Source organism: Caulobacter sp. SL161, assembly GCF_026672375.1.
GTDB lineage: Bacteria > Pseudomonadota > Alphaproteobacteria > Caulobacterales > Caulobacteraceae > Caulobacter.
This window is the reverse complement of sequence record NZ_JAPPRA010000001.1, coordinates 3,822,797-3,845,358: the sequence shown is the minus strand read 5'-3', so window position 1 is coordinate 3,845,358 and position 22,562 is coordinate 3,822,797. Positions and strand designations below refer to the sequence as shown.

Genomic DNA, 22,562 nt, shown 5'->3' with positions numbered 1-22,562 from the left:
GGGTCGTTGCGCTAGAGCCTCCCAGGCCTAGTCAAAGAAGCAACAGATGAAGCCCGTCTTCGAGATCACGAAGGCCGCGTATTTCGACGCGGCCCACTATATCGAGCAAGGTCCCTCGGACCATCGCTATCGCCGCCTGCACGGCCATTCGTTCAAGGTCGAGGCCAGCGTGCGCGGCGAGATGCTGGACGCCGGCTGGGTGGCTGACCTCGACACGCTGGATGTCGCGCTGAAGGCTGTCGCCGTCGAGCTGGATCACGGCCTGCTGAATGACAAGCCGGGTCTTGAAGTGCCGACGCTGGAACGGCTGTGCCTCTATTTCGCTGAGCGTCTGCGTGGCCAGTTCCCGGGCCTGTCCCGCGTGGTGCTGTCGCGGCCGACGATCGGCGAGACCTGCGTGCTGAGCCTCTAGGATTGGGGGGCGTTCTGGCGACCCGAGCGCGCATCGTGGGCGGCCGACGACGCCCGCGGGCTTCAGGTGGCTTTGGACGGTTCAGGAGGGTCTATGTTCATTAATCTGGCCGAAGAAGCCTCGAGCCTGCCGCAAGCCTGGCGCTCGAAGATCCTGGGGCGCACGGGCGGCGCCAATATCAAGATCATCCGCATGGACGAGGCCGGGATCCCTACCGAAAGCCATGCCGATTTCGATGAGGGCTTCCTGGTCGTCGAGGGCCACATGACGCTCGAGATCGAGGGGCGTCATATCGCGATGAAGGCGGGCGACTTCTACCTCGTCCCCGCGGGCCGGCCGCATAGCGTTCTGCCGGGCGCGCGAGGGGTCTTGTTCCTGATCGACGCCGAGTAGGCGGCGTTCGCCTACTCTTCCTCGCGACGGTCGGCGAGGTCGTTCTTGTCGCTGTCGCCCGGGATGATCGCCTTGCCGGTGGCCACGACGGCCTTGCCGCCGACCTTGGCTGCGCCGCCGACGACGGCGCCGGTCACGCCGATTGCGGTGCCGGCGACTGTGCCCACGGCGGCTGCGGCCATGCAGCCGGTCTGTGTCAGGGAAAGGCCACCCAGGATCAGGGCGAGCGGAACGAGGCGACGGAGAGTCATGGCGAGGCTCGTAAAGCGTTGTTCACCATCTTGTAGACCCCGAAAGGTTTACATTCTCCGCGTCGGATGGCCGCGTTCGGCGTCCAGGTCGTCCAGATAGAAGGCCGCCGCATCCTCGGCGCGTCGCCGGGGTCCCTGATAGCGGGGATCGTCGCGCCGACGGCGGTCGGGGCCGAAATAGTCGCCCGCCCGGATGAAGGGGCGCGGGTTCTCGATCAGCAGGGTCAGGCGGTGCACCAGGCCACGCGCCGTGATCGGCTTGGCCAGAAACTCATTGACCCCGGCGTCACGGGCTTCACGCACCCGCCGTTCGGTTGAATGGCCGGTGATCATGACAATCGGGCAGAATGGGTTGGGGCTGTCGGGCGAGCGACGCAGGAGGTGGACGAACTCGACCCCGTCGAGACCGCTCATCGTAAGGTCGGTCAGCACCACGTCGATATAGGTCGAGCGCATGGTCGCCAACGCCTCGGCGCCGTCGCTCGCTTCGTGGATGTGGCGCACACCGATCGCACGAAGCATTTCGATCAACAGGATGCGCATGTGCTGGTTGTCTTCGACCAGCAGGACCTTCAGGAGGTCGAACCGCATGCTGAGCCTCCCCCCGCTGCGACGAAATCACAACCCGTGCGGGCGCTCTGGCCCAGACATCGTTTGCACGCCGGGATGGATACGCGCGGCCTCGCCCATGGGTCAAGACGCGAGCTCAATCAAAACGGGGGCAAGGCCAAATCTGGCGTAGTGTTGCCCTAAGGTCGCGCTGGTCGTGCGCTCGCGCTAAGCGGGAAGTGCTCCCGGCCGGTTTGCCCGCGATGGCGCAGGAAGGCGTCGGCCAGCACGCACGCGGTCATGGCCTCGACCACCGGCACGCCCCGGATGCCGACGCACGGGTCATGGCGACCCTTGGTGCGAAGCTCGATCTCCTCGCCGGCCTCATTGACCGTCTCGCGCGGGATCAGGATCGACGAGGTCGGCTTGAAGGCCACCCGCGCGACAATCGGCTGGCCCGAGGAGATGCCGCCCAGAATCCCACCCGCGTGATTGGATTGGAAAACCGGCTGCCCGTCATCGCCCATGCGCATCGTGTCGGCGTTGTCCTCGCCCGTGAGGGCGGCGCTGTCGAAGCCGTCGCCGATCTCGACGCCCTTGGCCGCGTTGATCGACATCAGGGCGGCGGCCAACTCTGCGTCCAGTTTGGCATAGAGCGGCGCGCCCCAGCCGGCTGGAACACCGGTGGCCTCGACCTCGACGACGGCGCCGGTGGACGAGCCGGCCTTGCGGATCTTTTCGAGGTGCTCCTCCCAGACCGGCACAATGGCTGCGTCGGGAGACCAGTAGGGGTTCTGCTCGGTTTGGGCCCACTCCCAGTTGGACCGGTCGATCTTGTGCGGGCCGATCTGCACGAGGGCGGCGCGCACCGTCACGCCCGGAATGATCAGCCGCGCGACGGCGCCGGCGGCCACCCGCGCGGCGGTCTCGCGGGCCGAGCTGCGCCCGCCGCCGCGATAGTCGCGCACGCCATACTTGGCGAAATAGGCGTAGTCGGCATGGCCGGGCCGGAAGGCCTGGGCGATCTCCGAATAGTCCTTGCTGCGCTGGTCGGTGTTCTCGATCATCAGGCTGATCGGCGTGCCGGTCGTGCGCTGGCCGTTCGAGCGCGCGTCCTCGAACACGCCCGACAGGATGCGCACGGCGTCCGGCTCCTGGCGCTGGGTGACGAACTTGCCGTTGCCCGGGCGGCGCTTGTCGAGGAACACCTGGATCATCTCCGCCGTCAGGGCGATCCCGGGAGGGCAGCCGTCGACGACGCAGCCGAGCGCCGGGCCGTGGCTCTCGCCCCAGGTGGTGACGCGGAACAGGTGACCAAAGGTGTTGTGCGACATGGGGCGGCTTTTAGCGGAAAGCGCGCGGGGGGGCAAAAGGGGGGATGAGCTTGCTGAATTGCCCCCTCCGGGCCTACGGCCCTCCTCCCCCGGAGGGGGAAGAAGGGCGCCTTCCGCCCCCGCTGGGGATGGACGACCTGCAAAGCGGGTCAGGTGGGGGCCCGCGGCGGTGGCCGTCTACCCCCGAACCTTCGCCGCGTCCGCAAGATAGAGCTCCAGGTTGGTCCAGCCCGAGCCGTCCTTGGCCAGGATCGCGCCGTCCGGTCTCTTCGGATTGAGGCCGCGGGCGGTCTCCCAGGCGTCGGGCATGCCGTCGCTGTCGGTGTCGGGCAGCGCCTTGCCGGCGGGCAGTTCCGGCCAGCCGCCGACATCGGCCTGGGTATTGATCACCTTGCCCTGGCGAGACCGCACGCCCTCGACAATCCGGCGGTCGACGGGGTCGCGCCAGACTGAGGCGCCGGCGTCGGCAAGCACGCGTTCATAGGCCTTGTCAGCGCTCTCTGGCGTGACGGGCGCGACGTCGAGCGGCGCGGCGAGGCGGTAGCCGGCGGGCTCGGTAATCGTGAAGGTCACCAGGCTCCAGGGATCGGCCGGGACCACCCCGTCCATGCTGTTGCCGGCGAAGTAGCCCCTGGCCTCCAGATTGCTCTCCTGGAAGATCACGCGCTTTCCGGTGTCGGGACCTGGGACATAGGCGTTGTCCACGAAGTTGTAGGCCGCTCGCGTGGCCTTGTCGGCGTTGTAGCCAGCATAGCCCTTGCCCCAGTTGTAGAAGACGTTGGAGCGAAAATCGAACAGCGGGCCGACGGGGTCCTTGTCGGGCCCGTCATAGTTGCCCGGGCGCGGCATGCGGGCGATGTGGTTGGCCCACAGATTGTGGTGGAAGCTGATCCTGCTGCCCTGGCCGCCACGGATCAGGCTGCCATAGCCGTGGTCGCCCTTGACGTGGATCGAGCGCGCCAGGCTCTCGGCGATGATCGACCACTGGACCGTCAGGTCGTGAAAGCCTTGCCCTGCTTCGGTATAGCGGGCCGAGGCCGACAGGGTTTCATCCACCGACCAGCTGGCTGAGACGTGGTCAAGAATGATCCGGCGGCCGCCGCTGATCCAGATTGCGTCGCCCTCGACCTTGCTTTCGGCGCCCAAGCGCGAGCGGATGAAGCGGATCACGACGTCATCGGCGCCGATCACCAGGGTCTGGTCGCGCAGGGTGATCCCGCCGCCGGGCGCGGTCTGGCCGGCGATGGTGATGCGCGGGTTGCTGATCTTCAGCGGCGACTTCAGCGGGATCGTGCCGGCGACGTCGAAGACGACGGTGCGGGGCCCCTTGGCCTCGACCGCAGCGCGCAGCGAGCCCGTGCCGGAGTCGTTGAGATTGGTGACGCGTAGCACCGCGCCGCCGCGTCCGCCCAGGCTTAGGCGTCCCGCGCCCTCCGCGCCCGGGAAGGCCGTCACTTCGCCGGCGAGGGCGGGGGCGCCGGCGAGCAAGGTCAGGGCAAGCGCGCCCATGGCGGCCTGGAAGGGGCGGCGGTCCCGCATGGCGTTTCCCGTTCGAAGATGTCGGCGATCAAGCCGCCGTTGGATCGAGCCAGAAAATGCCGGGCCGGCGCTGCTTTGTCCACCGGTGTCAAACTCGTGTTGTTCTGTCGCGCACCCAAAGCGCAGGCATTCTACGAACGCACGGCCTTGCGTCTAAACCTATTCCATAGCTAGCTATATAGCGCGCTATGTAAATGGGAGCGATCGATGTCTGTTGATCTTCTGGCGGGCCTGGGTGTCGGGTTTCTTGGTAGCCGGCTCAAGCGCTTGGCCGAACGGATGCAGGCCGACGCCGCTGAGGTGGCGCGCTCGCTGGATCTGCCAGTGCAGCCGGCGCAGATGTCGCTGTTGATGGCGATCCGCATGCACGAGCCCATCTCGGTAGGCGAACTGGCCGAGCGCCTGCAACTGGCGCAGCCGACGGTGACGCGGGCCCTGGGTCCCTTGGAGCGGACGGGTTTCGTCGAGGTCCGCCGCGCGCCGGGAGACCAGCGCACCAAGCGTCTGGCCTTCACCGACAAGGGGAGAGGGCTGATGGCGCGGATCCAGGCCGAGCTCCTGCCGCGCATCGAGCCGGCGGCCGCCGCGTTGGTGGCGGAACTGGAGGGGGACTTCATGCGGGGATTGGCCCGGGTGGAGGCTCGGCTGGCTGAGCGGTCGTTGCTGGAGCGCGCCCAGGCGGCTGGGAGTCCCTTGGTCTGGACGCGTGATTTCTCCGACGATCTGGCCGAGGCCTTCTACCGGATCAACGCTCAGTGGATCGAGGAGATGTTCGCCCTGGAAGAAAACGACGTCGCCCTGCTGTCGAGCCCGCGCGAGCTGATCCTGGACAAGGGCGGGGTGGTGCTGTTCGCCGAGACGGCCGAGTACGGTGTGGTCGGGACCTGCGCGCTGATGGTCTCGAAGGACGGCTGGGTCGAGCTGACGAAGATGGGCGTGCTCAAGAGCGCCCGAGGGGTGAAGGCCGGAGAGTTCCTGCTGGCCAAGACGCTGGAACGCGCCGCCAGCCTGGGCATGGACAAGATCTACCTGCTGACGAACCGCAAATGCGCGGCGGCCATCCACCTCTATGAGAAGCTGGGTTTCGTCCACGACGAGGCGATCATGCGGTCATTCGGCGCGCGCTATGAACGCTGCGACGTGGCGATGTCCTATCGGCCGAGGGTCTGAAGCCCAGCAGGCTATCGCCGGCCTCGAAAAGGCTGCGGCCGGGACACGTGAACGTCCCGGCCGCTTTGTTGTCTATAGGTCGTCTTAGAAGCTGTAGCGCAGCGTCGCCGAGGCGGTCCGGCCCAGATAGGTGCGGCCAAGCACGACGCCGCTGGCCGGGATAGCGGCCTGCTCGGAGTCGCTCAGGGCCAGCTGGTTGAACACGTTGTTGACGTTCAGCATCAGCTGCACGTTCTCCATCGGACGAACCTGCACGAAGGCGTTGACCAGCTTGTAGGCCGGCAGCTTCAGCTGGTTGGTGTCCTGGGCGAAGCTGCTGGTGGTGCCGATCACGTTGAAGCCCACCGTGGCGTTCTTCAGCTCGACCTGCGGCGTCACCGAGTAGATGAAGTCGGCCTGGTGACGCGGCTTGTTGCCGACGAGCTCGGGACGCTGGGCGTCGCTGGTGATCTTGGCGTCGGTGTAGGTCGCGCCGGCGGTCACGCTGAACGGACCCTTGCGGACGGCGGCTTCGAGCTCGACGCCCTTGGCCTTGTAGCCGCGTACGATGTTCAAGACCGAGGCGGTGCCGTCGGCGCCGCTGACGATCTGGGTGTTGCGCTCGCCGGTCTTGGCCGAGAAGCCCGTGACATTGAAGGTCACGCCCGAGATCCGATACTTCAGGCCCAGCTCGGCTTGCTTGACGGTGTCGTAGGCGCTTTCGTCGTCCACCAGCTTGCCGGTGTTGTAGTTGACCGCCGGCGTGAACAGGATCTTGTCGGCCGAGGCGCGGCCGCCGCGGCTGTAGCGGCCGAAGACGGCCAGTTGCTCGGCGACGCGGTAGTTCACGCCGGTCGAGTAGCTCAGATACTCATAGTCGTAGTCGACGTTACCGGGTTGGCCGAGAGGCAGGGCCGAAACCTTCGTCTCGGCCGTCGAGATCACGCCGTCCCGGTTCATGTCGAAGGACACCGTGCCCAGGCGACCGCCGCCCAGTTCGGCGCCGAAGAGCGTGCCGCGAACCTTGCCCATGTCGTACCGCAGGCTGCCGCCCACGGCGATCTTGCCGATGTGGTAGTTGATAGAGGCGTACGGCGCATCGACGCGGTAGTTCATGTCATAGCTGCGGCGGAACGCATTCCCGAGGCCGTAGGAAACGTACCCGTCTTGCGTGAACGCAACGCCAGCCGCCGTCTTGGTGTTGACCAGCGTGGACTGACCATCGCCCGCGACCGTAGCCAGAACATTCAGGAAGTTCAGGTCCGTCGCATAGTCCTGGGACGAAGCGTAGAAGCCTGCAGTTGTGGTCAGATTGCCGCCGTTGACGTCCCAGACGCGGCTGGCGCGCAGGTCGTTGGTGACGTTGTCCAGACTCTTGACCTTGGTGTCGAGCTGTAGCGAGGAGGTCAACAGCCCGTTGCCGTTCAGGGTTGACGGGCTGGTGATGGCCTGGCCCGCCTGCGGGCCGGTAGCGAAGCTCAGCGTGCTGCCAGGGCCGCCATAAGCCATGGAAAGGAGGGATGCTTGGTTCACCGCGATCGGACGAATGGCCTGGGTGCCGCCGCCGATGTCGGAGAAGCGGAACTTCTCGGTGATGGTCCAGCCGTTCACATCGAACTGGGCGTCGAAGCCGACCGACTTGACCACGGCGTGCTGACCGCCGCGCAGATCCTCTTGGGCAAGGTTATTGTTCTCGTCCAGCCGGATGACGTTGCTGACATAGGGCGACAGCAGAGAGTCGGTCTTGATATTGAAGTTGGCTGGGCTGGTGAAGGTCGGATCGGCGTTCGTGCCGGTGACGCGGATCGGGAGGAAGGTATAGGCCGGCGTGCGATCGTTCAGATACTTGCCGTAGACGCGCACATAGCCGTTGCTGAACGTCTTGGTGAGGTTGGCCTTGATCTGACCGCCCTTGTAGGCGGTGTAGCCGACGTCGCGCGGACCTTCGCCCTGGCGATAGAAACCGCCGACATGGAAGCGCAGCGTGTCGCTGATCTTGCCGCCGTAGTCGGCGTCGACGCGCTTTTCGCCGTAGTTCAGGCCGTAGGTGCCCTGGATCGCGCCGCCCTCGGTGTCGCCGGTCTTGGAGATCAGGTTGATCACGCCGCCCGGCGAGTTCGACGCGAAGGTCGAGGCCGAACCGCCGCGGATCGTCTCGATCTGCGAAAGGTTCAGGTCGCTGCGCATGAACATATCGGTGCCGAGCTGGTACATGTCGCCGAACTCGAGGACGGGCAGGCCGTCTTCCTGCAGCTGCACGTACTTGGAGCCGGTGCCCGACAGCGGCAGGCCGCGGATCGAGTAGTTCGCGTTGCCTTCACCGATCGCGTACTCGGCGCGGATGCCGGGGATGTTGCGCAGCACTTCGCCCAGCGAGCGGGCGCCGTAGGTCTCGAATTCCGAAGCGCGCAGGGCGCTGGTGGACGTGGCGCTGTCGAGGCGATCACGGCCCTTGGCGACGCCGGTCGAGAACACCGCCTCACCGTTCGCCTTACCGCCGGCGCTTTGCACGGCTTTCTCAGCCGCAGGCGTGGCCCCGACGGCGCCCGCTGCGGCGGCGCTCAGCGCCTCCGCATTCGCGGACGAGAACATCAAGAGAGGCGCGATTGCGGCGGTCGCGAGCAGATACTTCATGAGAGGGCCCCGTAGGTTTCTGTATGCGCTGTGTAATTTGAGGTAATCTTGGCCTCTCGAGTATACGGATAAGGTGAATCAGGACTTATGATGTCGTTTTGTTGGGTGCGACATTGTGTCCATATTTGCTTTTCTAAACTCAACTCAACCTTATGGATACTTCACTACTTGGGCGAGAGCCTTTTGGCGGAGCGCTTTTGGCGTTTCCGGCTTCGCGTCTGATCTCGCAGGGGCGGTATTAGCTTTGACAGGGCCGCAGCCATCTGCAGAGCGCGAACAGTCAGCGAGCGCAGGTGGCCGTGTGGGGGCGCCAGTCCTTGCGTCTCTATTCCAAAAAAGCAGCGGCCGGGATGCGTGAGCATCCCGGCCGCCTTTGTTCCAGAGTCTCTGGTGCAGTGTCTTAGAAGGTGTACCGCAGCGTCGCCGAAGCCGTCCGGCCCGCGTAAGTCCGGCCGAGGATGACGCCGCTGGCCGGGATGGCGGCCTGTTCGGAGTCGACCATGGCCAAGGTGTTGAACAGGTTGTTGATGTTCAGCATCAGCTGCACGTTCTCCATCGGGCGGATCTGCACGAAGGCGTTGACCAGCTTGTAGCCAGGCAGCTTCAGCTCATTTGTGTCCTGGGCGAAGCTGCTGGTGGTGCCGATCACGTTGAAGCCCACCGTGGCGTTCTTCAGCTCGACCTGCGGCGTCACCGAGTAGATGAAGTCGGCTTGGTGGCGCGGCTTATTGCCGACGAGGGCCGCGCTCTGGTCGGCGCTGGTGATCTTGGCGTCGGTATAGGTGGCGCCGGCGATCACGCTGAACGGGCCCCTGCTGACAGCGGCTTCCAGCTCGACGCCCTTGGCCTTGTAGCCGCGAACGATGTTCAAGACGTCAGTGGTGCCATCGGCGCCGCTGACGACCTGGACGTTGCGCTCGCCGGTCTTGGCCGAGAAGCCCGTGACGTTGAAGGTCACGCCCGAGATCCGGTACTTCAGCCCCAACTCGGCCTGCTTGACGGTGTCGTAGGCGCTATCGGCATCCACCAGCTTGCCGGTGTTGTAGTCGACCGCCGGGGTGAACAGGAGCTTCTCGGCCGAAGAGCGACCACCCCGGCTATAGCGGGCGAAGACGGCCAGCTGCTCGGCGACGCGGTAGTTCACGCCCGTCGAATAGCTCAGATAGTTGTAGTCGTAGTCGACGCGGCCAGGCTGGCCGAGCGGCAAGGCGGCGGTCTTGGTTTCCGCCAGCGAGATCACGCCATCGCTGTTCATGTCGCGCGAGATGACACCCACGCGGCTACCGCCCAGTTCGGCGCCGTAGAGGGTGCCGTCGACCTTGCCCATGTCGTAGCGCAGGCTGCCGCCCACGGCGATCTTGCCGACATGGTAGTTGATCGAGGCATAAGGCGCATCGACGCTGTTCTTCACGTCGTAGGTGCGGTGAAAGAGCGCGCCGCCAACGCCGTAGGCCACCATGCCGTCTTGCGTAACGGCCACGCCGGTGGCCGTGCGGACGTTGATCAGCGACGTCTGGCCGTCGCCGTTGACGTCGGTCAGCGCGTTCATGAACGACCAGTAGGAGTCGTAGTCCTGCGATGACTTATAGTAGCCGACCGTGGTCGTCAGGTTGCCTTCACCCACCTTCCACACGCGGCTGGCGCGCAGATCGTTGGTGATGTTGTCGAGGCTGTCGATATCGCTCTTGATCTTCACCGTCGACGTCATCAGGCCGTTGCCGTTGAGCGTCGTGGGGTTGGCGATCGCCTGGCCGACTTGCGGACCGGTGGCGAAGCTGAGCGCGCCACCGACGCCGCCGTAGACGAAGGCGAGTGCGGCCGCCGGGGCGACAGCGATGGGGCGGACCTGCCGGACGCCGCCCGAGATCTTCGAGATGCGGAACTTCTCGCTGATGGTCCAGCCGTTCAGCTCAATCTGCGAGTCGAGGCCCACAGAGGCGACCTTGGAGCGCTGGCCTTCGCGGATGTCATCGCGCGCGATGTTGTTGTTGGCGTCCAGCGTGACGATGTTGCTGGTGTAGGGCGACAGCAGCGAGTCGGTCTTGATGTCGAAGTTGGCCGGGTTCGAGAAGGTCGGATCGGCGTTGGTGCCGGTCACGCGGATCGGCACGAACTGGTAGGACGGCGTACGATCGTCCATCAGCTTGGCGTGGACGCGCACATAGCCGTTCTCGAGCGTCTTGGTTAGGTTGGCCTTGATCTGGCCGCCCTTGTAGGCGGTGTAGCCGACGTCGCGCGGGCCTTCGCCCTGGCGATAGAAGCCGCCGACATGGAAGCGCAGCGTGTCGCTGATCTTGCCGCCGTAGTCGGCGTCGACGCGCTTTTCGCCGTAGTTCAGGCCGTAGGTGCCCTGGACCGCGCCACCCTCGGTGTCGCCGGTCTTGGAGATCAGGTTGATCACGCCGCCCGGCGAGTTCGAGGCGAAGGTCGAGGCTGAACCGCCACGGATCGTCTCGATCTGCGAAACGTTCAGATCGGCGCGCATGAACATGTCGGAGGTGAACTGCAACATGTCGCCGAATTCGAGGACGGGCAGGCCGTCTTCCTGCAGCTGCACGTATTTGGAGCCGGTGCCTGACAGCGGCAGGCCGCGGATCGAGTAGTTCGCGTTGCCTTCACCGCCTGCGTACTCGGCGCGGATGCCGGGGATGTTGCGCAGCACTTCGCCCAGCGATCGGGCGCCGTAGGTCTCGAATTCCGAAGCGCGCAGGGCGCTGGTGGACGTGGCGCTGTCGAGGCGATCACGGCCCTTGGCGACGCCGGTCGAGAACACCGCCTCACCGCTCGCCTTGCCGCCGGCGCTTTGCACGGCCTTTTCAGCGGCAGGCTTGGCCTCGGCGCTCGGCGCTTCTGCATTCGCGGATGAGAACATCAGGAGCGGCGCGATGGCGGCGGTTGCGAGCAAGTACTTCATGAGAGAACTCCGTGTATTTCTTAATTATATATACTTTGGGGTGTCTGTTGGTTTATCTGTTATAGCAACAAGGTAAACCCGAAATTATCGGCCACGACTTTGTGGTGCGACATTATGTCGTGTTTACTGTCGCTATGATCGCAGTTCGAGCTCCGGCTCGCGAGGCGCAAGCGAGACGGCGCGAGCGCTCCTGTCGGGGCGCTCGACGCAATAGATGTCGATGGATGGGGGGGGGCGGCGGCGCCGCCGCCGGGATTAGCCCCGACCGCCTGCAGCCCTCAGGGAGCGCGCGGCGGGCGCTGAGGCCTGGCCGAAATCCGCCGAGCGCAGGCGGAAGCGGGCGACCAGAGTGGCCAGCTCGTCGGCTTCGCCGGCGAGGCTGCGTGCGGCCGCCGTCGCTTCCTTCACCATCGCCGCGTTTTGCTGGGTCATGCTGTCCATGCTGGCGACGGCGCTGCTGACCTGCTTCAGATTGTCGGCCTGGGTCTCGGTGTTCAGCGCGATCTCGTTGATGAGCGTGTTGGTGTCGACGATCTTCGAGCCGATGAGCGTCAGCATCTGGCCGGTGTCGCCGACCCGGCGCACGCCGCTGGCCACCTGCTCCGAGGACGTGTGGATGAGCGTCTTGATATCCCGCGCGGCGTCGGCCGAGCGCTGAGCCAGGGCGCGCACTTCCGAGGCCACGACGGCGAAGCCCTTGCCCGCGTCGCCGGCGCGTGCGGCTTCGACACCGGCGTTCAGCGCCAGCAGGTTGGTCTGGAAGGTGATGCTGTCGATCAGGTTGATGATCTGGCTGATCTCTTCCGAGCTCGTTTGGATGGCGTCCATCGCCGAGATCGCTTCGTTGACGATCGCACCGCCGTCGGCGGCGTTGCCGTTCGCGACCTCGATCGCAGTCCGGGCGTCGGCGGCGCGTTGCGCGGTCTCGCCGACCATGACGGTGACCTGCTGGGTCGCAGTGGTCGTCTCTTGCAGGCGCGAGGCCTGCTGTTCGGTGCGGCGCGAGAGGTCTTCGGAGGCCGTGTAGATCTCGGCGGCGCCCGAACGCACGCTCTTGGCCGAGCGGGCGACGCCGGAAATGCTCTGCTCGAGCCCTTCCACGGCGCTGTTGAACGACTGGCGCAGGCGCTCGTACTCGGGCTCGAACGGGTTGCTGATGACGTGGGTCAGGTCGCCGGACGCCAGAGCCGCCAGGGCGGTGTCCAGGGTCTCGACCACGCGGCGCTGGGCCGCCTCGGCGCCCAGCTTGGCGGGGTCGGCCGCGGCCTTGGCGCGATCGGCCTCTTCCTTGGCGCGGTCGGCTTCGGCCTTGGCCAGGGCGGCGTCGCGGAACACGAGCACGGCGCGGGCCATGTCGCCCAGCTCGTCGCCGCGGTTGGCGTCGACCGAGATTTCATTGTCGCCGCGCGCGAGCTGCGTCATGGCGGCGGTCAGGGTCGTGATCGGGCGGGCGATCGAGCGGCTGAGGATGCGCGAGGCCATCATCGCGATGGTGATCAGGGCGATGCCGCCGATGACCAGGGCCGTGATCGCCGTGACGATGGCGGTTTGCTGACGCGCGCCGTTCTGGGCGATGTTCTTGACCTCGGCGTTGCGGACCTCGCGCAGCGGCAGCACTGCGGCGCTGACCAGCACCTTCTTGCCCGCGTCGCGGACTTCCTGCTGCGCGGCGTCGCGCTGGCCGGCCTTAACCACCTCGATCAGGCGATCGCCCCACGCCTTGCGCCAGGCGAGGGTCGCCACGCGCGAGTCTTCGATGTGCTTGAGCATCTCGGGATCGGTGAGCGTCGAGGCCAGCTTCGCCGAGACCTGATCGTACTCGTCCCGGCCCTCGTAGTAGGACTTCAGGTAGGTGCTGTCGCCGGTGACGAGATAGCCGCGGAACTGGCTGTTCTGACGCAGAATAGCCGTCTCGAGCGCCAGCGCGTCCGCGTGGATCTGTTGGCTATGATTGCTGCTTTCCGTCGAGGCGCGGATCATCAGGATCGTGGCCAGGAAGACGACCATCATGAGGGCTGCGGAAACGCAGATGAAGACAAACGACAGGCTGAGCTTCTTGGGAATGTTCATGGCGGTCGTCATCGTTCCAATACTCACTGGCGGGTCCTCAGCGCGGCCGCAGCGCTGATCCGTCCTCCAGGCGAAATCGCCTGTGCGACGGACCTCGCGCCACGCGGCCGTCCCCCAGAGCTATAGAAGAGTGATTGCTCGCCTCTTAACGACGTTTCGTAGGCGCCCTCCTAACCATGCGACATAGTGTCACCCGACAGGTTGGTCGTAATTTATACGGCCTTAAGAGGCGTCGTCGTTAGGTGTCCAAAGTCGCAAGACTAGAAGAATTCCGAGGTTAAGCAGAGGCGAAGACAGCTTCTGGTGCTTCGATTATGCTCTGTACCACCTTAAGGGCTTACGCCCGTTGGGATTGTATTTTATGATCACGCTCGCAACTGGCGCTAAGTATGAGTTGGTGCGCCAGGCGGAAAAATGCCGCTCGACGGGCTCTGCTTTCGTCGCCGCCGTTCTGGAGGCCGTCGATCGCCAGCTGCCCCTTGCGCCGCGCAGCAGCAAGATGATCGAGGGCTGGCGGGGCGACCCCGCTGCAGCCGCTGTTGCGATGCGCGTCAACGGAGCCCTTCACGCCCTGGCGCGCCGGGGTCAGCCGCGATACCTCGCGGATCTTTACAATGGCGAGCACGACGATTTCGATGGCGCGATCGCCGAGGCGCTGGCGCAGGAAGATCAGTTCATCGCCGACTGGATGCGCTATCCGACCCAGACCAACGAGGTGGCCCGCGGGGCGGCCGTGATGGCGGCGTTGATGGCGGTGGCCAAGCAGCGGCCGACGCCGTTCCAGATCCTGGAGCTGGGCTCCAGCTGCGGTCTGAACCTCAATCTTGACCGATACGCCTATCAGCTGGGCGCAGTCGCTGCGGGCGACGTCTCGTCTCCCGTCCGCATCGCCCCTGTCTGGCGCGGCGCTGACCCGCCGGTCGCGGACGTGTCGATCGAGTCCGCGCAAGGCGTGGATCTGAGCCCCCTCAGCGCGCTTGATCCCTCGCATCGCGAGCGGTTGCTTTCCTTCACCTGGGCCGACCAGCCCGCGCGCTCGCAGCGGCTCGAAGCGGCCCTGCAGATCGCCGTCGCCCATCCGCCGCAGGTCCATCGCGGGGACGCCAGGCTGTGGCTCGCTCAGCGGCTGGCCGAGCGCCAGCCCGAGGGCGTCTGCCGTGCGGTGGTCCACACGATGTTCATCCAGTACCTGAGCGATCGGGAGCGCCAGAGCGTCGCCAAGATGATGGCCGCCGCCGGCGCGGGGGCCACGGCGGATCGGCCGCTCGTCGAGATCGGTCTGGAGTGGACGCCCGATCGCCGCGAGGTGCAGCTGCGCTGCACGCGTTGGCCGGACGGCGACACGACAATCCTCGCCATCTGCCATCCCTACGGCGAATGGGTCGAGTGGCGCGGCTTCCCGGACGCGACCGCCTAGGGCGCGACCTAGGGCGGCGCCTTCTGGAGCTAAGCTGGTCTAGTCGACCTGACCCAGCACCCTGCGGATCGTCTCGACCATCCGGTCGATGTGATCCTTCTCCAGGATCAGCGGCGGCGACAGGGCGATGATGTCGCCGGTCACACGGATCAGCAGGCCTTCGTCGAAACAGGTCTCGAAGACCTCCATCGCTCGGGCGGTGGGCGCGCCGGGGCGGGGTTCAAGCTCGATCCCGGCGATGAGCCCGAGATTGCGGATATCCACGACATGGCGGGCGTCGGCCAGGCTGTGCATCGCGTCCCGCCAATAGCCCTCCAGCCCGGCGGCGCGCGCGAAGAGATCGTCTTCGCGATAGGTCTCCAGCGTCGCCAGCCCGGCGGCGCAGGCCAGCGGGTGGGCCGAATAGGTGTAGCCGTGGAAAAGCTCGATGGGCGCGTCGGCGCCGTCCATCATCGCGTCATAGATCTTGCCCGAGGCCGCCACGGCGCCGCAGGGCACGGCGGCGTTGGTCAGGCCCTTGGCCATGCAGATCAGGTCGGGCGTGACGCCGAAGCGGTCGGCGGCGAACGGCGCGCCGACCCGTCCAAAGCCGGTGATCACCTCGTCAAAGATCAGCAGGATGTCGTGCTTGTCGCAGATCGCGCGCAGCCGCTCCAGATAACCCTTCGGCGGAATCAGCACGCCGGTTGAACCGGCGACCGGCTCGACGATGACGGCGGCGATGTTGGAGGCGTCGTGCAGGGCGACGATCCGCTCCAGATCATCGGCCAGGTGCGCGCCGTTCTCGGGCTGGCCCCTGGCGAAGGCGTTGCCTGGCAGGCCATGGGTATGGGGCAGGTGGTCGACGCCGGTCAGCAGAGACCCGAAGTACATCCGGTTCTTGGGAATGCCGCCCACTGAGATGCCGCCAAAGCCCACGCCGTGATAGCCGCGCTCGCGCCCGATCAGCCGGGTCTTGGTCCCCTTGCCGCGAGCGCGGTGATAGGCCAGCGCGATCTTCAGCGCGGTGTCGACCGACTCCGAACCCGAATTGGTGAAGAAGACCCGGTCCAGGCCCTTCGGCGTGATCTGGGCCAGACGCGAGGCGAACTGGAAGGCCAGCGGGTGGCCCATGTTGAAGCAGGGCGCATAGTCCATTTCTGCCGCCTGCTTCTGGATGGCCTCGCGGATCTTCGGTCGATCATGGCCGGCGTTGACGCACCAGAGGCCCGAGGTCGCGTCCAGCACCTCGCGGCCCTCGGGCGTGCGGTACCACATGCCGCTGGCTGAGGAGAGCATCCGCGGATGGCGCTTGAACCGCCGGTTCGGCGTGAACGGCATCCAGAAGGCGTCGAGGTCGTTGGCGCCGAAATCGGGCATGAGCAGCATCCTTGCGAGCGCTTGCATTGTGATCGCAATTGAGGGCCAACTGGCAAGGCCTTCTTGGAATATGACGCATGAAGACCCGCCGGCCGCTCGCCGATTCAACAGCCGTGCATGACCAGGTGTACGAGGCGATCCGGCAGGCGCTGATCACAGGGCGGATCGCGCCGGGCAAGGGCGTGTCGCTGCGCAGCCTCGCCGCCGAGCTGGGCGTATCGCCCATGCCCGTGCGGGATGCGGTGCGTCGGCTCGTGGCCGAGCGAGCCCTGGCGATCAACCCGGCCAACAAGCGCCTTTTGGTGCCGTCGCTCACCGCCGACCGGCTGGAGCAACTCTCCCTGGCGCGCCTTTGGGTCGAGCCCGAACTGGCCGCGCGCGCCGCTGCGAGGGGGGACACCGGCCTCGTGCGGCAGCTCCAGGCCATCGACGCCGACCTCGACGAGGCGCTGCGACTGGGGGATGTCGACCGCTATATGGCGGCCAACCACGCGTTCCACTTTGCATTGTATGAGCGCGCGGACGCCGAGATCCTGCTGGCCATGGCGGGCGGTCTCTGGCTGCAGATCGGGCCGTTCATGCGGGTGGTGTTCGGCCGGGTCGGCGCGGACGTGCTGGTCGCTGACCGCCACGCCGAGGCGATCGAAGCGGTCAGGAGCGGCGATGCGGAAGGCGCCCGTCGCGCCATCGCCGCTGACCTTTCCGAAGGCATGGACAAGATGCGTCTCGCCGTCGAGGCGGCCGCCTAGGGCGAGTGCTTGACACGCCGCCGGATGCGGAAAACTGTGATCACAACAGTATGGATTGCCCCGCGTGACCCTTCCCGCCGACATTACCGAGCGCCTCGCCAAGCTTGCGCCGCCCAGCCAGGCGGTGATCGACGGCGCGTTGGTTGAGGCCGCATCGGGCGCGACCTTCCATAATGTCTCGCCGCGCGACGGCCAGGTGCTGAACCTGGTCACGGCCTGCCAGGCCGACGACGTCGAGCGCGCGGTCGCCGGCGCCCGGGCCGCGTTCGAGGACGGCCGCTGGCGTGATCAGGGGCCGCGCCAGAAGAAGGCGGTGCTGTTCCGTCTGGCCGAACTGATGGAGCGCGACGCCGACGAGTTGGCGCTGCTGGAAAGCCTGGATGTCGGCAAGCCGATCAGCGACGCGCGCAACGTCGACGTGCCCCTCGCGATCAACACCTGCCGCTGGTACGCCGAGGCGCTGGACAAGGTCTATGGCGAGGTCGGCGCTTCGCCGGCGGATCGGCTGAGCTATGCGGTCCATGAACCGCTGGGCGTGATCGGCGCGATCGTGCCGTGGAACTTCCCCCTGCACATGGCGATGTGGAAGGTCGCTCCGGCCCTGGCCATGGGCAATTCGGTCGTGCTGAAACCCGCCGAGCAGTCGCCGCTGACCGCGCTGAAGCTCGGCGAACTGGCGCTCGAGGCGGGCCTGCCGCCGGGCGTCCTCAACGTCGTTCCGGGTCTGGGCGGGGTGGCCGGCGAAGCGCTGGCCCTGTCGATGGATGTCGACATGATCGCCTTCACCGGTTCAGGGCCCGTGGGCCGCCGGCTGATGGAGTATTCGGCGCGCTCCAACCTCAAGCGTGTGTCGCTGGAGCTGGGCGGCAAGTCGCCCCAGATCGTCTTCGCCGACTGCCCGGACCTGGAGGCCGCCGCCCAGGCCGCCGCCTGGGGCGTGTTCTATAACCAGGGCGAGGTCTGCACCGCCGCCTCGCGGCTGCTGGTCGAGGCCTCGATCAAGGACGCCTTCCTGGCGCGGGTGGTCGAGGTCGCCAAGGACATGCGTGTGGGCGATCCGCTCGATCCGTCGACCCAGTTCGGGGCCATGGTGAGCGAGCGGCAGATGAAGACTGCGCTCGACTATATCGCCACCGCCGACAGCCAGGGCGCGCGGCGCGTGCTGGGCGGCGCGCGCGTGCGCCAGGAGACCGGCGGCTACTATGTCGAGCCGACGATCTTCGACCAAGTGCGACCCGACCAGACCCTGGCGCGGGAAGAGGTGTTTGGCCCCGTGCTGGGCGTGATGACCTTCTCGTCCGAGGACGAGGCGATGCGGCTGGCCAATGACACGGTCTATGGCCTGGCTGCAGGCCTGTGGACGGCCGACGTCAGCAAGGCTTTGCGCGGCGCGCGGCGGCTCAAGGCCGGGCTCGTCTGGGTCAATGGCTGGGACGCCTGCGACATCACCATGCCGTTCGGGGGCTTCAAGCAGTCGGGCTTTGGGCGCGACCGCAGCCTTCATGCGTTGCACAAGTACGCCGACCTGAAGTCGGTGTCCGTGACGCTGAGGTGACCCGCATGACCGCCCTGACCCTTGTTGAAACCGAAGCCTTGATCGACGGCCGTTGGGTCCGGGGCGAGACGAGTTTCGACGTGCTCAATCCCGCCGACGGGACACTGATCGCCAAGGTCGCCGACCTGGGCGCCGAAGAGACAGCTTTAGCGATCGGCGTGGCGCATCGCGTCTTCCCGGCCTGGGCCGCCCGGACCGCAAAGGAGCGCGGCGCGATCCTGCGCCGGTGGAGCGACCTGATCCTTGCCCACGCCGACGATCTGGCGCGGCTGATGACCGCCGAGCAGGGCAAGCCGCTGGCCGAGGCCAAGGGCGAAGTCGTCTACGGCGCGTCGTTCATCGACTGGTTCGCCGAGGAGGCCAAGCGCGCCTACGGCCATACGATCCCGACGCCCATGCCGGGCAAGCGTTTGGCCTCGATCAAGCAGCCGGTCGGGGTCTGCGCGGCCATCGCGCCATGGAACTTCCCGATCGCCATGATCACCCGAAAGGTCGGCCCGGCCCTGGCGGCCGGCTGCACCGTGGTGGTCAAGCCGGCGGCCGAGACGCCGCTCTGCGCTCTGGCCATCGCGCGTCTGGCCATCGAGGCGGGCGTGCCGGCGGGCGTGCTCAACATCGTCACCACCACCCGCTCGAGCGAGGTCGGTAAGGTGCTGTGCGACGACAGCCGGGTGCGCAAGCTGTCCTTCACCGGCTCCACGCCGATCGGCAAGGTGCTGTATCAGCAGTGCGCCGGCACGATGAAGAAGCTTTCGCTGGAGCTGGGCGGCAACGCGCCCTTCATCGTCTTCGACGACGCCGACCTGGAGGCCGCCGTCGATGGGGCGATCGCCAGCAAGTACCGCAACGCCGGCCAGACCTGCGTCTGCGCCAATCGCCTGCTCGTGCAGTCCGGCATCCACGACGCCTTCGCCGCGCGCCTGGCTGAAAGAGTCGCCGCGCTGAAGGTGGGGCCCGGCACGGGCGAGGGCGTGCAGATCGGTCCGTTGATCAACGAAAAGGCCCTGACCAAGGTGGTGGGTCTGGTCAGCGGCGCGATGCAGGGCGGGGCCGAGGTGCTGACCGGCGGCGACGTCCATGGCCTGGGCGGGCACTTCTACCAGCCGACTGTTCTGGTCGGGGCGACGCCGGAGATGCGGATCTTCCAGGAGGAGATCTTTGGCCCTGTCGCCCCGATCGTGAAGTTCGAGACCGAGGCCGAGGCGGTCGAGCTGGCCAACGCCACGCCCTTTGGCCTGGCGGCCTATTTCTACAGTCGCGATGTCGGCCGCTGCTGGCGCGTGGCCGAGCAGATCGAGGCCGGCATGGTCGGGATCAACGAAGGCCTGATCTCCACCGAGGTCGCGCCGTTCGGCGGGGTGAAGGAGTCGGGTCTGGGCCGCGAAGGCGCTTCCGAAGGGCTCGATGAGTATCTGGAGACCAAGTACCTGTGTTTTGGTGGGGTCGGATGATCACCGACCTAGCCCGTCCCCTCTCTGACCTTCTCGCTGCCGAGCGCGCCCGCTTCACGGCCGAGCATCCGCGCTCGGTCGCCATGGTCAAGGCGGCGGGCGCCCACTGGCGCGGCGGCGCGCCGATGCACTGGATGAACGACTGGGCGAGCCCGTCGCCTATCTTCGCCGCTCAGGGCGTCGGGGCTCAGATCACCGACGTCGACGGCAAGCTCTATGACGACTTCTGCCTGGGCGACACGCCGTCGATGTTCGGACACGGCGATGCGTCAGTGGCCGCCGCCGTCGCCGACCAGATCAAGCGCGGGGCGGGCTTCATGCTGCCGACCGCGTCGGCGGCGATCGTCGGCAAGCTGCTCTCCGAGCGCTTCGGTCTGCCGTTGTGGCAGGCGGCGACCACGGCCAGTGACGCCAACCGCGCGGCCATCCGCTGGGCGCGGGCGGTCACCGGCCGGCCGGTGATCCTGGTCTTCGACGGCTGCTACCACGGCATGGTCGACGACGCCTTCGTGGTGCTGAAGGACGGCGCCCCGGTGATGAAACCGGGTCTGTTGGGCCAGGTCCATGACCTGACCGCCACCACCCGCGTCGTGCCGTTCAACGATCTGGCCGCCCTGGAAGCCGCTCTGGCGCCCGGCGATGTCGCCGCCGTCCTGGCCGAGCCGGTGATGACCAACTGCGGCATGATCCTGCCCGAGCCCGGCTTCCTTGAGGCGCTGCGTCGGCTGACGCGCGAGGCCGGAACGCTGCTGGTCATCGACGAGACCCACACGATTTCGACCGGCCCCGGCGGCTACACCCGCGCCCACGGCCTGGAGCCCGACGTCTTCGTCCTGGGCAAGGCGGTCGCCGGCGGCGTGCCGGCCGCCGTCTGGGGCGTCACCGCCGAGCTCTCGGCGCGCATGGACGAGGCTCAGCAGAGGATCGGTCCTGGCCAGTCGGGCATCGGGACCACCTTGTCGGGCAACGCCCTGTCCATGGCCGCCATGCGCGCCATGCTGAGCGAGGTCATGACCGAGGCGGCCTACGGCAAGATGCTGGCCGGCGCCGATCGGCTGGTGGCGGGGCTGCGCGGCGTGATCGCGGCGCGGAAACTCCCCTGGTCGGCGGTCCATGTTGGGGCCCGGGTGGAGCTGGTCTTCGCCGATCCTCCGCCAAAAAACGCCGCCCAGATGCGGAAAGTGCTGGACCACGAGGCGGTGGAGGCGCTGCATTTGTGGCTGATCAACCGGGGCGTCCTGATCGCGCCCTTCCACAACATGATGCTGGTCTCGCCCGTCACCGAAGACGCGGCGATCGACCGACTGGTCGCGGCCGTCGACGGCTTCGCGGCGGCGATGGGGGAACGATGAGCGCTGTAGCCGACATCCAAGAGTGCCGCGACTTCCTCGCCGCCCATCCGCAGGTCAAGTTCGTCGAGGTGTTCTTCACCAGCATGACCGGCGTGCCGCGCGGCAAGCGGCTGCGGGTGCACGAGCTGGAGGCCATCTACGAGTACGGCCGTTTCCTGCCCGGCTCGGTGCTGGTGGTCGACACCAACGGCGCTGACTGCGAGGACACGGGCCTGGTATGGGAAGACGGCGACGCCGATCGCCGCGCGCGACCCGTGCCGGGAACCCTCACCCTGGCGCCGTGGCTCGGTCCCGACGTGGCCCAGGTCATGCTGTCGCTGTATGAGCTGGACGGAACGCCAAACGACCTCGACCCGCGCCATGTGCTGCAGCGGGTGCTGGACCGCTACGCCGCCGATGGCCTCACCCCCGTCGCGGCCTGCGAGCTGGAATACTACCTTGTCGATCTGCAGCGTGGGCCGAACGGCGAGTTGCTCCCGGCCAAGTCGCTCCAGACTGGCCTGCGGCCCACCGGCATCCAGGTCTATGGCCTGCCGGAACTGGAGGCCCACGCCCCGTTCCTGCGCGAGCTTTGGGATGTCGCCGACACGATCGGCGTGCCGCTGGAAGGCGCGATCTCGGAGTTCGCGCCGGGGCAGGTGGAGCTGACCCTAAAGCACAAGCCCGACGCCCTGCGCGCTGCCGATGACGCGGTGCTCTACAAGCGCGCCGCCAAGGGCGTGGCCCTGCGTCATGGTATCGAGGCGACCTTCATGGCCAAGCCGTGGAGCGACCGAGCGGGTAACGGCTTCCACGTCCATCTCAGCGTCAACGATGCAGACGGAAACAACCTCTGCGCCAGCGAGGACCTCGAAGGCTCGGACCTGCTCAAGCAGGCCATCGCCGGCATGAAGGTCCTGCTCGGCGAGGGGATGGCGATCCTGGCGCCCAACGCCAACAGCTATCGCCGCTTCAAGGCCAACTCTTACGCCCCGGTGGCGCCGACCTGGGGCGTCAACAATCGTACGGTGTCTTTGCGCGTACCGGCCGGTCCGCCCAAGACCCGTCACGTCGAGCACCGCGTGGCCGGCGCCGACGGCAATCCGTACCTGGTCCTGGCGGTGCTGCTGGCCAGCGCCCACCACGGGATCAAGAACAAGCTAGATCCAGGTCCAGCGGTGGTCGGCGACGGTTACGCTGCGGCGGCCAAGGAGAACATCCGTCTGCCCAACAACTGGTTCGCCGCTGTGGACCTGTTCGAGCAGTCGAGCGTTCTGCGCGACTATCTGGGCGACCGTTTCGTGGACATGTTCGTGTCGGTGAAGCGCACGGAACAGGCGCGGTTCTTCGAGGTCGTCACCGAACTGGATTTCGATTGGTATCTCCGCAACGCCTGACGGCGTGGCGATGTAGCGTGAACTCAGCTGTGGGCCCCGGCCTGCATTCAACGAAGCG

General features: G+C 66.7%; 17 protein-coding genes. 9 read left to right on the top strand and 8 right to left on the bottom strand.

The features are described from left to right. The first annotated feature begins 46 nt into the window (after nt 1-46). Together OVA11_RS18880 and OVA11_RS18875 are read left to right on the top strand one after the other, a co-directional pair. Entirely contained in the window at nt 47-412 is a 366-nt protein-coding gene (locus tag OVA11_RS18880; RefSeq protein ID WP_268068773.1) for a 6-carboxytetrahydropterin synthase, read from the top strand. Between the two features lie 66 nt (nt 413-478). Next, a complete protein-coding gene (locus OVA11_RS18875; protein ID WP_268068772.1) occupies nt 479-805 on the top strand; it encodes a cupin domain-containing protein in 327 nt (108 codons plus the stop codon). A gap of 11 nt (nt 806-816) precedes the next feature. Here the strand turns inward: OVA11_RS18875 and OVA11_RS18870 are convergent, their stop codons facing one another. The 4 genes from OVA11_RS18870 to OVA11_RS18855 form a co-directional block, all read right to left on the bottom strand. Beyond that, nucleotides 817-1,056 (bottom strand): hypothetical protein, encoded by a 240-nt coding sequence (locus OVA11_RS18870; protein WP_268068771.1) that lies wholly within the window; start codon nt 1,054-1,056, stop codon nt 817-819. Between the two features lie 48 nt (nt 1,057-1,104). Further along, nucleotides 1,105-1,647: a response regulator gene (locus OVA11_RS18865; RefSeq protein ID WP_268068770.1), complete on the bottom strand. Its 543-nt coding sequence runs from the start codon at nt 1,645-1,647 to the stop codon at nt 1,105-1,107. 158 nt (nt 1,648-1,805) lie between these two features. Beyond that, a complete protein-coding gene (gene aroC / locus OVA11_RS18860; RefSeq protein WP_268068769.1) occupies nt 1,806-2,939 on the bottom strand; it encodes a chorismate synthase in 1,134 nt (377 codons plus the stop codon). Between the two features lie 177 nt (nt 2,940-3,116). Next, the gene (locus OVA11_RS18855; RefSeq protein ID WP_268068768.1) at nt 3,117-4,478 is read right to left on the bottom strand and encodes a pectate lyase family protein; all 1,362 of its coding nucleotides are present in this window, start codon (nt 4,476-4,478) and stop codon (nt 3,117-3,119) included. A 207-nt stretch (nt 4,479-4,685) separates the two neighbouring features. Here OVA11_RS18855 and OVA11_RS18850 point away from each other — a divergent pair, with 207 nt between their 5' ends. Beyond that, on the top strand, nt 4,686-5,648 hold the full coding sequence (locus OVA11_RS18850; protein WP_268068767.1) for a bifunctional helix-turn-helix transcriptional regulator/GNAT family N-acetyltransferase: 963 nt from the start codon (nt 4,686-4,688) through the stop codon (nt 5,646-5,648). Nucleotides 5,649-5,732: 84 nt separating this feature from the next. On the opposite strand, the gene OVA11_RS18845 is transcribed toward OVA11_RS18850, so the two are convergent. The 3 genes from OVA11_RS18845 to OVA11_RS18835 all read right to left on the bottom strand — a co-directional run bounded on the left by OVA11_RS18845 (nt 5,733) and on the right by OVA11_RS18835 (nt 13,272). Next, the gene (locus tag OVA11_RS18845) at nt 5,733-8,261 is read right to left on the bottom strand and encodes a TonB-dependent receptor domain-containing protein (protein WP_268068766.1); all 2,529 of its coding nucleotides are present in this window, start codon (nt 8,259-8,261) and stop codon (nt 5,733-5,735) included. 400 nt (nt 8,262-8,661) lie between these two features. Next, on the bottom strand, nt 8,662-11,175 hold the full coding sequence (locus OVA11_RS18840; RefSeq protein WP_268068765.1) for a TonB-dependent receptor domain-containing protein: 2,514 nt from the start codon (nt 11,173-11,175) through the stop codon (nt 8,662-8,664). Nucleotides 11,176-11,430: 255 nt separating this feature from the next. After that, the gene (locus OVA11_RS18835; RefSeq protein ID WP_268068764.1) at nt 11,431-13,272 is read right to left on the bottom strand and encodes a HAMP domain-containing methyl-accepting chemotaxis protein; all 1,842 of its coding nucleotides are present in this window, start codon (nt 13,270-13,272) and stop codon (nt 11,431-11,433) included. Between the two features lie 325 nt (nt 13,273-13,597). On the opposite strand from OVA11_RS18835, the gene OVA11_RS18830 reads away from it, so the two are divergent. Continuing rightward, on the top strand, nt 13,598-14,662 hold the full coding sequence (locus OVA11_RS18830; RefSeq protein ID WP_024265912.1) for a DUF2332 domain-containing protein: 1,065 nt from the start codon (nt 13,598-13,600) through the stop codon (nt 14,660-14,662). 39 nt (nt 14,663-14,701) lie between these two features. Here OVA11_RS18830 and OVA11_RS18825 read toward each other — a convergent pair whose 3' ends face one another. Continuing rightward, entirely contained in the window at nt 14,702-16,030 is a 1,329-nt protein-coding gene (locus OVA11_RS18825) for an aspartate aminotransferase family protein (RefSeq protein WP_268068763.1), read from the bottom strand. Between the two features lie 68 nt (nt 16,031-16,098). On the opposite strand from OVA11_RS18825, the gene OVA11_RS18820 reads away from it, so the two are divergent. The 5 genes from OVA11_RS18820 to OVA11_RS18800 are packed head-to-tail and all read left to right on the top strand — an operon-like array spanning nt 16,099 to nt 22,504. After that, nucleotides 16,099-16,770: a GntR family transcriptional regulator gene (locus tag OVA11_RS18820; protein ID WP_268068762.1), complete on the top strand. Its 672-nt coding sequence runs from the start codon at nt 16,099-16,101 to the stop codon at nt 16,768-16,770. A gap of 55 nt (nt 16,771-16,825) precedes the next feature. Next, a complete protein-coding gene (locus tag OVA11_RS18815; protein ID WP_268068761.1) occupies nt 16,826-18,325 on the top strand; it encodes an aldehyde dehydrogenase in 1,500 nt (499 codons plus the stop codon). Next, the gene (locus tag OVA11_RS18810; RefSeq protein ID WP_268068760.1) at nt 18,322-19,776 is read left to right on the top strand and encodes an NAD-dependent succinate-semialdehyde dehydrogenase; all 1,455 of its coding nucleotides are present in this window, start codon (nt 18,322-18,324) and stop codon (nt 19,774-19,776) included. Before OVA11_RS18815 ends, OVA11_RS18810 begins: the two co-directional genes overlap by 4 nt. Continuing rightward, the gene (locus OVA11_RS18805) at nt 19,773-21,128 is read left to right on the top strand and encodes an aspartate aminotransferase family protein (RefSeq protein ID WP_268068759.1); all 1,356 of its coding nucleotides are present in this window, start codon (nt 19,773-19,775) and stop codon (nt 21,126-21,128) included. Before OVA11_RS18810 ends, OVA11_RS18805 begins: the two co-directional genes overlap by 4 nt. Then, nucleotides 21,125-22,504, top strand: coding sequence for a glutamine synthetase family protein (locus OVA11_RS18800; RefSeq protein ID WP_268068758.1), 1,380 nt, complete (start codon nt 21,125-21,127; stop codon nt 22,502-22,504). Before OVA11_RS18805 ends, OVA11_RS18800 begins: the two co-directional genes overlap by 4 nt. Nucleotides 22,505-22,562 lie beyond the last annotated feature (58 nt).

Bases quoted from the DNA above. Each gene is read 5' to 3' on its own strand.
- aroC (WP_268068769.1), bottom strand. From the start codon at position 2,939: ATGTCGCACAACACCTTTGGTCACCTGTTCCGCGTCACCACCTGGGGC.
- OVA11_RS18880 (WP_268068773.1), top strand. From the start codon at position 47: ATGAAGCCCGTCTTCGAGATCACGAAGGCCGCGTATTTCGACGCGGCC.
- OVA11_RS18870 (WP_268068771.1), bottom strand. From the start codon at position 1,056: ATGACTCTCCGTCGCCTCGTTCCGCTCGCCCTGATCCTGGGTGGCCTT.
- OVA11_RS18825 (WP_268068763.1), bottom strand. From the start codon at position 16,030: ATGCTGCTCATGCCCGATTTCGGCGCCAACGACCTCGACGCCTTCTGG.
- OVA11_RS18805 (WP_268068759.1), top strand. From the start codon at position 19,773: ATGATCACCGACCTAGCCCGTCCCCTCTCTGACCTTCTCGCTGCCGAG.
- OVA11_RS18845 (WP_268068766.1), bottom strand. From the start codon at position 8,261: ATGAAGTATCTGCTCGCGACCGCCGCAATCGCGCCTCTCTTGATGTTC.
- OVA11_RS18840 (WP_268068765.1), bottom strand. From the start codon at position 11,175: ATGAAGTACTTGCTCGCAACCGCCGCCATCGCGCCGCTCCTGATGTTC.
- OVA11_RS18850 (WP_268068767.1), top strand. From the start codon at position 4,686: ATGTCTGTTGATCTTCTGGCGGGCCTGGGTGTCGGGTTTCTTGGTAGC.
- OVA11_RS18800 (WP_268068758.1), top strand. From the start codon at position 21,125: ATGAGCGCTGTAGCCGACATCCAAGAGTGCCGCGACTTCCTCGCCGCC.
- OVA11_RS18855 (WP_268068768.1), bottom strand. From the start codon at position 4,478: ATGCGGGACCGCCGCCCCTTCCAGGCCGCCATGGGCGCGCTTGCCCTG.
- OVA11_RS18820 (WP_268068762.1), top strand. From the start codon at position 16,099: ATGAAGACCCGCCGGCCGCTCGCCGATTCAACAGCCGTGCATGACCAG.
- OVA11_RS18865 (WP_268068770.1), bottom strand. From the start codon at position 1,647: ATGCGGTTCGACCTCCTGAAGGTCCTGCTGGTCGAAGACAACCAGCAC.